The following is a 12743-nucleotide window of genomic DNA, read 5'->3' as shown; positions in this document are numbered from 1 at the left end:
TTCGGTAGGCTCCTTGCTCACTCCGCATCAGGCGACCGGCCGTCTGCGGGGATGCACGACGCGCGTCGAGGAGGGGTGATGGCAATCGAGGAAGAACCCTGGGCGCCGCTGTTCATCGGTGCTGTGGTGGGCGGACCCACCCGCCAGAACAGGCCGGTCTCGGACGGCATCGGCGTGCTCGCCCGAGCGGCCCATGAGGCGTCGTGGGAGGCGACGGACCAGGAGACCGGAGTGGACGTGGTCTTCCATGTGCCAGGTCCGCTCCTGGCTCCGGACTACGAGGGAATCCGAAGCGGAACGCTCTCGCGGCGTCATCGCTTGATCCAGGTGCAGATCGCCGTCCCAGCAGATCTCGGGTCGCGTGGGGAGCGTGAAGTCTGCCGCTATCTGGCAGACCGACTCGTTGAGGCTGCGGACCTCGCCAAGGCCACGGTCGCGAGGCGGAAGGCGGCGCTCGAGGTCGATCAGGCGGTACTCATCGCCCGGTTCGCGGCCGAACGGATCGGTCGCGACGAGGGCTGAGGCCGCTCGGCGGTCGAGCGGGCACGGCGCGTCTCGAGAGCGCTCAGGTCGACGCGTTCGAGTCCGGCCCCGTGAGGTGTACGGAGAATATAGGCTGGCCGGCATGGCGGGAGACTCCACAGGCAGCGAACCGGACCGGACCCTTCGGCTCCTGTGGCGATCGCATCTCGGCGAACCCGTCGGCTCCCGAGGTCCGAAGCAGCGTTCGAGCGTCGATGAGGTCGTCGCCACCGCCGTGCACCTGGCCGATCTCGAGGGCATCGAGGCCGTCTCGATGCGCCGCATCGCCGACCGCCTCGGGTTGAAGCCGATGTCGGTCTACACCTACGTGCCGGGCAAGGCGGAGCTCGTCGACCTGATGGTCGATCGCGTCGCCGGCGAGGTGGAGCTGCCGCGTCTCGTCGGCGATCTGCGCGGTCGTCTCGCGCAGATCGCCCGCCAGCAGTGGCAGGAGTACCTGCGGCATCCGTGGCTGCTCTCGATCGACACCAGCCGGCCGCCGCTCGGGCCGAACGTCTCCGACCACTGGGAGTGGTGCCTGCGCGCCGTCGACGGACTCGGGCTCTCCGACCTCGACATGGACCGCATCGTCACCCTGCTGCTCGGGTACGTGACCGGCCCGGCGCGCGCGCATCTCGACGCCGAACGGCACCGCGCCGCCGACCAGGAGTCCGCCGTCGACTGGTGGCAGCGCAACGAGTCGCTCCTCGAGCAGATCCTCGACGCCGAGCGCTATCCCGTTTCTGCCCGCGTCGGGCAGGCGGCCGGTGCCGCGGAGCCCGCCGGTCGGTCGGACGCGTTCGAGTTCGGCCTCGCGCGCATGATCGACGGCATCGTGGACTACATCGGGGTCTCGGCCCGGCGGTGAGGCGAACGGCGTGAGCCGAGTCCGTTCCGCTCGCTCCCGGCTACTTCTCGGCGGGCGGCCGCATGAGCAGGCCGGTCACGATGCCGACCACGATGCCGGCAGGCAGCCACAGCCAGAAGCTCGTCCAGAGGCTCACGCCGACGCCGACGATGATGCCGACGATGAGTCCGACGATCAGCTGATTGCGACGGGCGGAGGACTTCGAATCGGCCATGCCTCAAGCCTACGTGCGCGGCGGGCGGCGTCAGAGCAGCCCGAGTGAGCGAACCGCGTCGCGCTCCTCGACGAGTTCGGCGACGGATGCCTCGATGCGCCGGCGCGCGAAGTCGTCGACCTCGAGGCCCTGACGGATGCGCCAGGCTCCGTCGACCGAGTCGACCGGGAACGACGAGACGAGCCCTTCGGGCACGCCGTAGGAGCCGTCGGAGACGACGGCGGCACTCGTCCAGCCGTCGGGCGTGCCGAGCACCCAGTCGTGCACGTGATCGATCGTGGCGCTCGCCGCGGACCCGACCGATGAGGAGCCGCGCACCTCGATGATCTCGGCGCCGCGCTTGGCCACGCGCGGGATGAACTCGTCGACGAGCCACGCCCGGGCGCCGTCGGGGCCGCCGAGCCGGCCGGCGAGGATCGCGGGCACCGAGTCGCCGGCCGCGGTGGCGTGCGCGACGTCGGGGTACTGCGTCGCCGAGTGGTTGCCCCAGATCGTGACGCCGCGGATGTCGCTGACGGGCGTGTCGACGGTGGCCGCGAGCTGGCCGAGGGCTCGGTTGTGGTCGAGGCGCGTGAGCGCGGTGAAGCGCTCGGCCGGGACATCCGGTGCATGGGCCGACGCGATGAGCGCGTTGGTGTTCGCCGGGTTGCCGACGACCACGACACGGATGTCGTCGGCCGCGCCTGCGTTGATCGCCGCGCCCTGGGGGCCGAAGATTCCGCCGTTCGCGGTGAGCAGGTCGCCGCGTTCCATGCCCGCGGTGCGCGGGCGAGCGCCGACGAGCAGCCCGATGTTGGCGCCTGCGAACGCCGAGCGGGCATCGTCGTAGACCTCGACGTGCGAGAGCAACGGGAATGCGGAGTCCTGCAGCTCGAGCGCCGCGCCCTCGGCGGCGCGCACCCCCTGTGGGATCTCGAGCAGGTTGAGGCGCACCGGGGTGTCGGGCCCGAGCAGTGCGCCCGAGGCGATGCGGAACAGGAGTGCGTACCCGATCTGGCCGCCCGCGCCCGTGAGCGTGACGGTGATCGGCTTCTTCGCGGCCATGCTCCGAGCCTAACCGTCGGCTGCGGCTCCGGCGTTCGCCTTGGCGGCCCGACCACGAGCGACGATGGGCCTCCGGCGCGGCACCCGGCCGCGGCATCCGGCGGTCGATACCGTGGCGCCATGAGAGAGAAGTATCCGGAGATCGAGCCGTTGGAGACCGGCATGCTCGACGTGGGGGACGGCCAGCACATCTATTGGGAGGTGTCTGGCAATCGGCAGGGGAAGCCGGTCGTGTTCCTGCACGGGGGGCCGGGCGCCGGAACCTCGCCCGATCACCGTCGGCTCTTCGACCCCGAGCGCTACCGCATCGTGCTCTTCGACCAGCGCGGCTGCGGACTCTCGATCCCGCACGCGAGCGAGCCCGACGCGAATCTCTCCGCCAATACGACGTGGCACCTCGTCGCCGACATGGAGCGCCTTCGCGGGCACCTCAGCATCGACAAGTGGCAGCTGTTCGGCGGTTCATGGGGGAGCGCCCTCGCCCTGGCCTACGCGCAGACCCATCCCGAACGCGTGACCGAACTCGTGCTGCGCGGCATCTTCACGCTGCGGCGCGAGGAGCTCGACTGGTTCTACGAGGGCGGGGCCTCGGCCGTCTTCCCCGACCTGTGGGAGGAGTTCATCGCGCCGATCCCGGTGCTCGAGCGAACCCACCTCGTCGAGGCGTACGGGCGGCTGCTCTCCGACCCGAACCCCGAGGTGCACGAACCGGCCGCCATCGCGTGGGCGCGGTGGGAGTCCTCGACGATCACGCTGCTGCCCCATGCCGCGAACGTCGCCCGCTACACCGCGCCCGAGTACGCCACGGCGTTCGCACGCATCGAGAACCACTACTTCCGCCACGGCGGCTGGTGGGACGAGGGGCAGCTGATCCGGGATGCCTCGCGGCTCCGCGACATCCCGGCCGTGATCATCCAGGGCCGGTACGACATGTGCACGCCGATGATGACGGCGTGGGACCTGCACCTCGCATGGCCAGAGGCCGAGCTCACGATCGTCGACGACGCCGGACACGCATTCGACGAACCCGGGATCCTCGACGCGCTCATCACGGCGACGGACCGCTTCGCCGGCGGCGACGGCTACGGGGGCGACGCGTACGTGCCGATGTCCTTGGACGACGAGGACGACGACGACGACGATGACGACGACGAAGAAGACGACGACGACGATGACGACGACGATGACGACGACGATGACGACGATGATGACGACGACGATGATGATGACGCCGAGCCGAACGAAGCCACGGACCGGGCCGACGGCCCCGTCACCCGGTAGCGTCGGATCATGACGTTCAATCCGGATGCGGACATCAGCGGGGGCAAGGCCTCCAAGCGCGGTCGCAACACCGGCATCGCCGTCGCGGGCGGCAGCATCGGCGTGCTCGCGCTCTTCCTGATCTCGCAGCTCCTCGGCGTCGATCTGACCGGTCTCGCGGGCGGCGGCGAGCAGCCAGCGGCGAGCGACTCGACGCTCGAGCAGTGCCTGACGGGTCAGGACGCGAACGAGAACGTCGAGTGCCGCATGAAGGGCGCGTCGGCGTCGCTCGAGGCCTACTGGGAGAACGAGGCACCCGCGCTTGGCGTCGCGTACAACGCCCCGCAGGACTTCATCCTCTTCAACCAGGGCACGTCGACGGGGTGCGGCAGTGCATCATCGGCGACCGGGCCGTTCTACTGCCCGCCCGACCAGATGATCTACATCGATGTGACCTTCTACGACGAGCTTCGCAGCCGGTTCGGGTCGAGCGGCGGGCCGCTCGCCGAGATGTACGTCATCGCCCACGAGTGGGGCCACCACGTGCAGAACCTCGCGGGAGTGCTGCAGCGCACGCAGGACGGACAGACCGGACCGTCGTCGAACGCCGTGCGGGTCGAGCTGCAGGCCGACTGCTTCGCCGGCGCCTGGGCGGCGAATGCGTCGAAGGTGCCCGACGACAGCGGGGTGCCGTTCCTGCAGCCGATCACGAAGGCGGAGTACCAGGACGCGCTGAGTGCCGCAGCGTCGGTCGGCGACGACCGGATCCAGCAGGCGACGCAGGGGCAGGTGATGCCGCACACGTTCACGCACGGCACGAGCGAGCAGCGCGTGGACTGGTTCACGACGGGCTACGAGCATGGCGCCGAGGCCTGCGACACGTTCACGGTCAGCCCCGGCGCCCTCTGACGGAGTGCCCCGGCGGTCGACGCGATCCTCGATGAAATTGCGCGAATCGCGTCATGATCGGCCCGGACGGCCGTCTCTCCAGTAAGCGCACGGTGACGTGCGCAGATTGGAGCACGAGCATGGGCCGACGACGACGCGAAACCCCGACCCCCCACCGCGAGTTCTTCCGTGCGGTGACGATCGACGAGACGGTCGCGCTCTCGTGCACCTGCAGCCGCGGCGTCGACCACTGGTACGCGGAGCCGATGGGCGATGCCGCCCGGAGCGAGGGCACCCGCCTCGGTGCGCGGATCCGGAAGACCGCGCCGCCCGAGGCGGGCGGACCGACGCTCAGCCTGCGAGCGCCGCGACGATCGCCTGACCGAGCTCGACCGGCCTGGTGAACTGCGGCCAGTGGCCGGTCGGCACGTCGAGGTAGTCGACGTGCTTGACCTTCGCGAGCTCGCGGGTGAACGGTGAGCCCGCGGCGATCCATTCGCCGAGCAGCCGGCTCGGGAACTCGCTCGCGATGACGGTGACGGGCACCTCGTAGCGACGCTCGTCGCCGAGGCGGATCGGCTCGCTCGCGACGGCGGCCGGTTCGGGGATCGCCCGCGCCCGGAACTCGGCGCGCAGCCGGTCGTCGAGGTCGACGAGGTCTTCGTCGCCGAACGCCTCCCACGGCGGGAGCGGCAGGTCATCGCCATCGGCAGGCAGTTCGTCGTTGATCACGTCGCCGTCGGCGAGCGGACCGGCGTCGACGTAGACCACCCGTGCGACGGAGCTGCATCGATCCGGCGCCGAGTGCGCACACGCGCGAGCCGTCAGCCGGTGACGACGCGCGGCCGCCCGCTCGCTCCCGCGGTGGCGAGCACGACGATGCCCGCGGCGAGTACGAGCAGCCCGAGCAGCGCCCCAGCGGTGAGCGCCTCGCCGAGGACCGCGACGCCGAGGATGCCGGCGGTGAGCGGCTCGGCGAGCGTGAGCGTCGAGACCGTGGCCGGGGTGAGTCCGCCGAGCCCGTAGCCGAAGAGCAGGTAGGCGAGGGTCGTCGTGACGAGCCCGAGCCACACGGCCATCGCGAGGCCGGGGCCGGTCGCGAGCCATGAGGCATTCGTCGTCGCGAGCAGGGGGACGCTGAAGACCGCGGCCGTGCCGAAGAGCGCGCCCATGCTCGCGGTCCCGCTCCAGCCGCGGTCGAGCAGGGCCTTCGCGGCCAGGGTGTAGACCGCATAGGACGCGCCGGCGCCGAGCGAGGCCACGAGGCCGAGCGGGTCGGCGCTCGCCGATCCTCCGCCACCGGTCGCCGCCGCGAGGATGCCGACGCCGATCGTCGCGATCACGGTGGCGACCGCCCAGCGGTGTCCGGGGTAGCGGCGCCGCAGCGCCCAGTCGAGCCCGCCCGTGATGACCGGCGCCGAGCCGAGCGCCACGACCGTGCCGACGGCGACGCCGTTCGCGGCGGTGCCCGCGAAGAACGCCGGCTGGTAGGCGAGCACGCCAGCGGCGCCGACGGCGACGAGCAGCCAGGCGGGCAGCGGATGCCTCGTGGCGACGCCGGACGCCGGCGCGGTGGGTGTCCCGGCCGCACCGCGCCGGCGTCCGGCGAAGATCGGGATCAGGGCGAGGAGCCCGAGGGCCCCGCCGCCGATCAGGATCCGTGCCGCGCCGACCGAGGCCGCGCTCGCCTCGGGCCCGAGCGCCTGCGCGGTGCCCGTGGTGCCGAAGCAGACGGCCGCGAGCAGCACGGCGGTCACGAATCGCATGGCACATTGTTACACAATCCGACCAGGGTGCCGACCCTTCCCGCGAACTCGGCCGCTCTGCCAGACTCGAACGGGGCGGGTGAACGGGGGCGTCGATGGGCGATCAGCAGGTCGCGGTGCAGCAGGCCGACACCGATCCCGAGCGAGGTCTCAGTGCAGCCGAGGTCGCGACGCGACTGCGAGACGGCCGCGCGAACGTCGCCGACGACGCATCGAGCCGCAGCATCTGGAGCATCCTGCGCGCGAACGTCTTCACGCTCTTCAACGGCATCGTCGTCACCGGATTCCTGCTGCTCCTCTTCCTCGGCCGCTGGCAGGACGCCCTCTTCGGCATCGCCGCGATCACGAACGCCCTGATCGGCGTGGTGCAGGAGTACCGGGCGAAGCGCTCGCTCGACCGGCTCGCCCTGCTGCACGCCCCGCGCGCCCGCGTCGTGCGCGACGGCGCGGAGGTCGAGATCGACGTGCGCGGCGTGGTGCAGGACGACGTGCTGCTGCTGCGCGCGGGCGACCAGGTCACGGCGGACGGGCGGCTCTTCGACGGGGTCCGTCTCGAGGTCGACGAGTCGCTGCTCACGGGCGAGTCGGACCCGATCGACAAGGACCCCGGCGACCGGGTGCTCTCGGGCTCGATCGTCGTCGGCGGACAGGGGCGGGCGATCGTCACCGACGTCGGCGACGCCGCGTTCGCCGCCAGGCTCACCGCCGAGGCCAAGCGCTTCTCCCTCGTCAGCTCCGAGCTCCGCAGCTCGATCGACCGCATCCTGAAGTGGATCACCTGGGCGATCTTCCCGATCATGCTCATCGTCGTGAACGCCAACATGGTGGCGGCGGGCGGCTGGAGCCAGGCCATCGAGTCGGGGGAGTGGCGGGACGCCGCCGTGGCATCCGTCGCCGCCGTCATCGCGATGATCCCGCTCGGACTCGTGCTGATGACGAGCATCGCCTTCGCCGTCGGCGCGGTGAAGCTCGGCTCGCACAACGTGCTCGTTCAGGAGCTGCCCGCGGTCGAGGGGCTCGCGCGCGTCGACCTGATCTGCCTCGACAAGACCGGCACGCTCACGAGCGGCGACGTGCGCTACGACGGCGTGCACCGGCTCGGCGATGCGCAGCCAGAGGGCTGGCGGTTCGCGCTCGCCTGGAACGGCGCGGAGCCCGACGCGAACGCGACCGCCCGCAGCCTCTGCGACGAGTACCCGCTCGACGGGCCGATCGATCCCGCGGCGCGCATCGAGTTCTCCTCGGCGCGCAAGTGGAGTGCGGTCGCCTTCGATCGGGAATCGGCGGCACCGGGCACGTGGGTGTTCGGCGCCCCCGAGTTCGTGCTGCGCGACGCAGATGAGACGGATGCCGCGGCATCCGCCGCCCTCGAACGCGCCGGCAGGCTCGCCGCATCGGGGCGGCGCACCCTGCTGCTCGCGCACGCCGCGACGCCGTTCGACGAGGCGGACGCCGACGACGCCCGCCTCCCCGCGGCGCTCGAGCCCGTCGCACTCCTGACGTTCCGCGAGGCGGTGCGCGACGACGCGGCGGCGACCCTCCGCTACTTCGCGAAGGAGGGCGTCGCCGTGCGCATCATCTCGGGCGACAACCCGCGCACGGTCGCCGCGGTCGCCCGCGAGGTCGGCCTCGACGCCGGCGAGGGCTTCGACGCGCGCGGGCTGCCCGACGACCCCGACGAACTCGGCGAGGTGCTCGAGGAGCACCTCGTGTTCGGCCGCGTCACCCCGGTGCAGAAGCGCGCGATGGTGCGGGCGCTCCGCGCACGCGGCCACACCGTCGCGATGACGGGCGACGGCGTCAACGACGCGCTCGCCATCAAGGAGGCCGACATGGGCATCGCGATGGAGTCGGGGTCGGCGGCGACGAAGGCCGTCGCCCGCATCGTGCTGCTCGACAGCCGGTTCTCCCACATGCCGGGCGTCGTGGCGGAGGGGCGCCGGGTCATCGCGAACATCGAGCGGGTCTCGATGCTCTTCCTCTCCAAGACCGCGTACGCGATCGCGATGGCCGTGATCTTCGGCATCCTGCTCTGGCCCTTCCCGTTCCTGCCGCGGCAGCTGTCGGTCACCGACGGCCTCACGATCGGGATCCCGGCCTTCCTCCTCGCCCTGCTGCCGAACGCGCGGCGCTACGTGCCGGGGTTCCTGCGGCGGTCGCTGTCGTTCGCGATCCCGGCCGGGCTCGTCGTCGCCGCCTCGATCACGGTCGTCTCGGGTCACGCCCGTGCGCTCGGCTCGGATGAGACCGTCGTGCGCACGGCCTGCACGATCACGCTCGCGCTCATCGGGCTCTGGATCCTCGCGGTGCTCTCTCGCCCCTTCACGTGGATCAAGGCCGGAGTGCTCGCGGCCATGGTCGTCGGGCTCGTGCTCGTCACCACCGTGCCGATCGCGGTGCAGTTCCTCGAGTTCGTGCCGCTGCCGCTCGACACCCTCATCGACATGGCGATCGTCGTGCCGATCGCCTGGTTCCTCATCGAGGTCATCGGCTTCTGGCACCGGCGGCGCTTCGGCACGGCCTCGGAGATCGCCGAGCCGGAGCGCAAGCGCCGTCACTCCGCGCGCGAGCACCCCTCCGAAGGCCGATAAGCTCGCGGATGTCGCGCACGCGATCCGGCGACGATGCCGTGAGCGCTGCCGACATCCGCGACCCGGAACGGAAAGGACTCCTGTGCGCGCCGTGCTCTTCAACGCCTTCGGTGAGAACCCCGAACTCGTCGACGTGCCCGAGCCGGAGTGCCCGCCGCGCGGAGCCGTCATCCGGGTGCGCGCGACCGGCGTCTGCCGCAGCGACTGGCACGCCTGGATGGGCCACGACGACACCGTGTCGCTGCCGCACGTGCCCGGGCACGAGTTCGCCGGCGAGATCGCCGAGCTCGGCTCCGAGATCGACCCCGAGGCGGGCTGGGCCGTCGGCGACCGCGTCACCGCCCCCTTCATCTGCGCGTGCGGACGCTGCCACGAGTGCCTGACGGGCAACGAGCAGGTCTGCGACCACCAGTCGCAGCCAGGCTTCACGCACTGGGGCTCGTTCGCCGAGTTCGTCGCGATCGACGAGGCCGAGCTGAACCTCATCCGCCTGCCCGAGTCGCTCGACTTCGTCGAGGCGGCCTCCCTCGGCTGCCGCTTCGCGACCGCCTACCGGGCCATCGTCTCGCGCTCCCGGCTCGCTCCCGGCGAGCAGATCGCGGTGCACGGATGCGGCGGGGTCGGCCTCTCCGCGATCATGATCGCCGTCGCGGCCGGCGTGAAGGTCTACGGCGTCGACGTCTCCGAAGCCGCGCTCGCCGCGGCAGCGGGCCTCGGCGCGGTGCCGCTGCAGGGCGGAGACGGCGCTGCGGAGCGCATCCTCGAGGCATCGGGCGGCGGTGTGGACGTCTCGGTCGACGCATTCGGCTCGACGGAGACCTCGTTCGCCTCGGTGCGCAGCCTCAAGAAGCGCGGCCGCCACGTGCAGATCGGCCTCATGGTCGGCGACTCCGCGCTCGCCGCGATGCCGATGGACGCCGTGATCGCCGGCGAACTCGAGATCCTCGGCAGCCATGGCATGGCGGCGCACGAGTACCCGTCGATGCTCGGCGCCGTCGCCTCGGGCGACTTCCGGCCGATCGAGCTCGTCGGCCGGCGCATCACCCTCGACGAGGTGCCGGCGGCGCTCGCGGCCATGGGCACGGCCGGCGGCGCCGGCTCGGGGATGACGGTCGTCGAGCTGTAGCGGCATCCGCTCGCGCCTGCTCGTCGCCCGTGCCGCAGGCTTGCCCGTAGCATGACGGGGAACCCTCAGGAGGAATCGATGAGCGATGGTCGTGCTGCACCCGCCGGCTGGTACCCCGACCCGAGCGATGCCGCGGCGCAGCGCTGGTGGGACGGAACGCGGTGGACGGAACACGTGGCGCCCGCCGCTCCGGTCGCACCTGCGGCGCAGGCCGCGCCGGTCGCATCCGCTGCGCCGGTCGCACCCGCCGCGCCGGTCGCACCCGCCGCGCCGGTCGCGCAGGTGCCTCCCGTGGTCGCGCCGGTTCCTCCCGTTGCACCGGCCTACGCCGTCGCCCCGGTGACTCCGGCGTACGCGCCCGCCTACACCTCCGCGCCCGCGTACGTGGCGGCGCCCGCGTATGCGGCGGAGCGACCGGCGCCGTACGGCCGCGCCGAAGCGGCACGAGTGCCCGCGGGCACCCCCGTCGACACGGTCTGGATCTGGCTCGTGGTCGCGCTGCCCGTGCTCGCCGTGCTGCCGCTCTTCTTCTGGGACATGGAGGCGTACCTGGCCCGGTCGACGTCGGCGACGGCACTGACGAACCCCATGGTGAACGCCCTGGGTCCGTACGCCGATCCCTGGTACCTCGCAGCGATGCTCGGCGGGTGGATCGCCTACGGGCTCGTCGTCTGGTTCGCCTACCTCGACCGCGTCGCACTCGCGAAGCTCGGCTACCAGCGCCGGTTCCACTGGGCGTGGGCGTTCCTCTCCTCGCTCGTGTACGTCATCGGCCGTTCGATCGTCGTGCGGCGTCAGGCCGGTCGCGGGTACCTGCCGATGGCCGCAGCGATCGCGCTCAACGCCGTGGTCGGCGTCGGCCTCTTCGTGTGGATCGTCGTGGTCGTGGCGAACTTCATCAGCGGCTCGGTGGGGATCTCCCCCTCCTATTGACGCGGAACGTGCTCGTGGAGGCCGGTGCCGGCCTCCACGAGCACGCGGTCACACTTCGACCATCTCCTCGGCCGGCGCATCCGCCCGACGTGGTGCTGGGCGCAGGAGCAGAGCGGATGCCACGAGCCCTGCCGCCGCCAGCACGGCGGCGCCGATGAACGCCGCCGAGAAGCCGGCCGTGAGCGCCGGGGCATCCGTGCCGCCCGCCGTGACCGCCGCGCCGACGGCCGTCAGCACCGCGAGTCCGATCGCCGAGCCGATCTGGTAGCTCGTGTTGACGAGGCCCGAGGCCACGCCCGTCTCCTCGGGGCGGGCCGCACTGATCGCCGTGCCGAGCGACGGCACGAACGCGAGGGCCATGCCGAGCGCCGCGACGAGCGAGGCGGGCAGCACGTCGGCGGCGTAGCTGCCGTCGGGGCGCGCGAGCGCGAGCCAGCCGAGCCCGATCGCGAGCAGGGCGAACCCGCCGACGATGAGCGGCTTCGCCCCGAAGCGCGCCTGCAGGCGCGGGGCGACGGCGACCATGCCGACCACGATGAGCGCGGTCATCGGCAGGAGCGCGGCGCCCGAGGCGAACGCGCCGGCTCCGAGCACCTGCTGCAGGTAGAGGTTCAGGAAGAACCACATGGACACCCAGGCGGCGCCGAGCAGGAGCTGGGCGAGGTTCGCCGCGCCGAGCTGCGGGGCCCGGAAGATGCCGAGGCGCAGCAGCGGCGTGCGGCTGCGGGCCTGGATCGCGAAGAACACGATGAGCAGGACGGCGCCCGCGGCGAGGGCGATGATCGTCTCGGCCGAGGCCCAGCCGGCCTCGGGGGCGCGCACGACGCCGTAGACGATCGCGGCGAGTCCCGCGGTCGCGGTGAGCGCGCCGGCGAGGTCGACCCGCCCGCCGCCGCCGTCGACCCGGGGGAGTGCGAACGGCGTCAGGACGACGACGAGCGCGGCGATCGGCACGGTCACGTAGAAGACCCACGGCCAGCTCGCGTACTCGGTGAGGACGCCGCCGAGGAAGACCCCGGCGGTGCCGCCGATCGGCGCAGCGGCGCCGTAGACGGCGAAGGCGCGCGGCAGGTCGGCGGTGCCGCCGAACAGCGTCATCAGCAGGGTGAGTGCGGCCGGCGCGATGAGCGCGGCGCCCGCGCCCTGGACGGCGCGACCGGCGATCTCGAGGCCGACGTTGCTCGCGGCGCCGGCGAGCACGCTGCCGATGGCCAGCGTGAGCCAGCCGGCGATGAACACCCGTCGCGCTCCGAACACGTCGGAGAGGCGGCCGCCGAGGAGCAGCAGGCCGCCGAAGGCGATGACGTAGGCGTTGAACACCCACGACAGCGACTCGGGCGTGAACCCGAGCTCGGCCTGGATGTCGGGCAGGGCGACGCCGATGATCGACGTGTCCATGATGACGACGAACTGGGCCGCCGCGATGAGCGCGAGGCCGAGCCACCGGCGCTTCGTCGGCGGATTGGATGCGGACATGAGAACTCCCTCTCTGAATACCCCTAGGGGGTATAGATATACCGAGGTTGAGGAC

At 71.9% G+C, this 12743-nt stretch carries 11 protein-coding genes and 1 pseudogene; 7 read left to right on the top strand and 5 right to left on the bottom strand.

What is annotated here, in order from left to right; all coding sequences use genetic code 11:
• Positions 1 to 51 precede the first annotated feature (51 nt).
• On the top strand, positions 52 to 522 hold the full coding sequence (locus tag ASE14_RS08445; RefSeq protein ID WP_157372885.1) for a hypothetical protein: 471 nt from the start codon (positions 52 to 54) through the stop codon (positions 520 to 522).
• Between the two features lie 103 nt (positions 523 to 625).
• Complete coding sequence (locus ASE14_RS08440) at positions 626 to 1390, top strand: TetR/AcrR family transcriptional regulator (RefSeq protein WP_056653453.1); 765 nt, start codon at positions 626 to 628, stop codon at positions 1388 to 1390.
• Positions 1391 to 1430: 40 nt separating this feature from the next.
• Here ASE14_RS08440 and ASE14_RS20460 read toward each other — a convergent pair whose 3' ends face one another.
• Together ASE14_RS20460 and ASE14_RS08435 are read right to left on the bottom strand one after the other, a co-directional pair.
• Positions 1431 to 1604 (bottom strand): HPP family protein, encoded by a 174-nt coding sequence (locus ASE14_RS20460; protein WP_157372884.1) that lies wholly within the window; start codon positions 1602 to 1604, stop codon positions 1431 to 1433.
• A gap of 30 nt (positions 1605 to 1634) precedes the next feature.
• Positions 1635 to 2648, bottom strand: coding sequence for a malate dehydrogenase (locus ASE14_RS08435; protein WP_056653450.1), 1014 nt, complete (start codon positions 2646 to 2648; stop codon positions 1635 to 1637).
• 120 nt (positions 2649 to 2768) lie between these two features.
• On the opposite strand from ASE14_RS08435, the pseudogene pip reads away from it, so the two are divergent.
• Both pip and ASE14_RS08425 read left to right on the top strand, forming a co-directional pair.
• Positions 2769 to 3719 (top strand): annotated as a pseudogene (pip, locus tag ASE14_RS08430) (prolyl aminopeptidase); the annotation flags it as partial.
• A 219-nt stretch (positions 3720 to 3938) separates the two neighbouring features.
• Positions 3939 to 4817: a neutral zinc metallopeptidase gene (locus tag ASE14_RS08425; RefSeq protein WP_056653447.1), complete on the top strand. Its 879-nt coding sequence runs from the start codon at positions 3939 to 3941 to the stop codon at positions 4815 to 4817.
• A 330-nt stretch (positions 4818 to 5147) separates the two neighbouring features.
• Here ASE14_RS08425 and ASE14_RS08420 read toward each other — a convergent pair whose 3' ends face one another.
• Both ASE14_RS08420 and ASE14_RS08415 read right to left on the bottom strand, forming a co-directional pair.
• Positions 5148 to 5567 (bottom strand): hypothetical protein, encoded by a 420-nt coding sequence (locus ASE14_RS08420; protein WP_056653444.1) that lies wholly within the window; start codon positions 5565 to 5567, stop codon positions 5148 to 5150.
• A gap of 53 nt (positions 5568 to 5620) precedes the next feature.
• A complete protein-coding gene (locus tag ASE14_RS08415) occupies positions 5621 to 6562 on the bottom strand; it encodes an EamA family transporter (RefSeq protein ID WP_056653440.1) in 942 nt (313 codons plus the stop codon).
• Between the two features lie 95 nt (positions 6563 to 6657).
• Between ASE14_RS08415 and ASE14_RS08410 the strand changes: the two genes are divergently transcribed.
• From ASE14_RS08410 to ASE14_RS20455, 3 genes are all read left to right on the top strand, one after another.
• Positions 6658 to 9153 carry an HAD-IC family P-type ATPase gene (locus tag ASE14_RS08410; protein ID WP_056653438.1) on the top strand — a complete coding sequence of 832 codons (2496 nt, stop codon included), beginning with the start codon at positions 6658 to 6660 and terminating at the stop codon, positions 9151 to 9153.
• Positions 9154 to 9235: 82 nt separating this feature from the next.
• Positions 9236 to 10279: a zinc-dependent alcohol dehydrogenase family protein gene (locus ASE14_RS08405; protein ID WP_056653435.1), complete on the top strand. Its 1044-nt coding sequence runs from the start codon at positions 9236 to 9238 to the stop codon at positions 10277 to 10279.
• A gap of 78 nt (positions 10280 to 10357) precedes the next feature.
• On the top strand, positions 10358 to 11212 hold the full coding sequence (locus tag ASE14_RS20455; protein ID WP_056653432.1) for a DUF2510 domain-containing protein: 855 nt from the start codon (positions 10358 to 10360) through the stop codon (positions 11210 to 11212).
• A gap of 48 nt (positions 11213 to 11260) precedes the next feature.
• Here the strand turns inward: ASE14_RS20455 and ASE14_RS08395 are convergent, their stop codons facing one another.
• Positions 11261 to 12688: an MFS transporter gene (locus ASE14_RS08395; RefSeq protein ID WP_056653428.1), complete on the bottom strand. Its 1428-nt coding sequence runs from the start codon at positions 12686 to 12688 to the stop codon at positions 11261 to 11263.
• Between the last annotated feature and the right edge of the window lie 55 nt (positions 12689 to 12743).

Source organism: Agromyces sp. Root81, from assembly GCF_001429165.1.
In the GTDB taxonomy this organism is placed as follows: Bacteria; Actinomycetota; Actinomycetes; order Actinomycetales; family Microbacteriaceae; genus Agromyces.
The sequence above is the reverse complement of the archived record's forward strand: the minus strand, read 5'-3'. Positions and strand labels throughout refer to the sequence as shown.

Excerpts from the sequence above, each read along its gene's own strand:
- ASE14_RS08410 (WP_056653438.1), top strand. The coding sequence starts at position 6,658 with ATGGGCGATCAGCAGGTCGCGGTGCAGCAGGCCGACACCGATCCCGAG.
- ASE14_RS08440 (WP_056653453.1), top strand. The coding sequence starts at position 626 with ATGGCGGGAGACTCCACAGGCAGCGAACCGGACCGGACCCTTCGGCTC.
- ASE14_RS08435 (WP_056653450.1), bottom strand. The coding sequence starts at position 2,648 with ATGGCCGCGAAGAAGCCGATCACCGTCACGCTCACGGGCGCGGGCGGC.
- ASE14_RS08445 (WP_157372885.1), top strand. The coding sequence starts at position 52 with ATGCACGACGCGCGTCGAGGAGGGGTGATGGCAATCGAGGAAGAACCC.
- ASE14_RS08415 (WP_056653440.1), bottom strand. The coding sequence starts at position 6,562 with ATGCGATTCGTGACCGCCGTGCTGCTCGCGGCCGTCTGCTTCGGCACC.
- ASE14_RS08395 (WP_056653428.1), bottom strand. The coding sequence starts at position 12,688 with ATGTCCGCATCCAATCCGCCGACGAAGCGCCGGTGGCTCGGCCTCGCG.
- ASE14_RS20460 (WP_157372884.1), bottom strand. The coding sequence starts at position 1,604 with ATGGCCGATTCGAAGTCCTCCGCCCGTCGCAATCAGCTGATCGTCGGA.
- ASE14_RS20455 (WP_056653432.1), top strand. The coding sequence starts at position 10,358 with ATGAGCGATGGTCGTGCTGCACCCGCCGGCTGGTACCCCGACCCGAGC.
- ASE14_RS08425 (WP_056653447.1), top strand. The coding sequence starts at position 3,939 with ATGACGTTCAATCCGGATGCGGACATCAGCGGGGGCAAGGCCTCCAAG.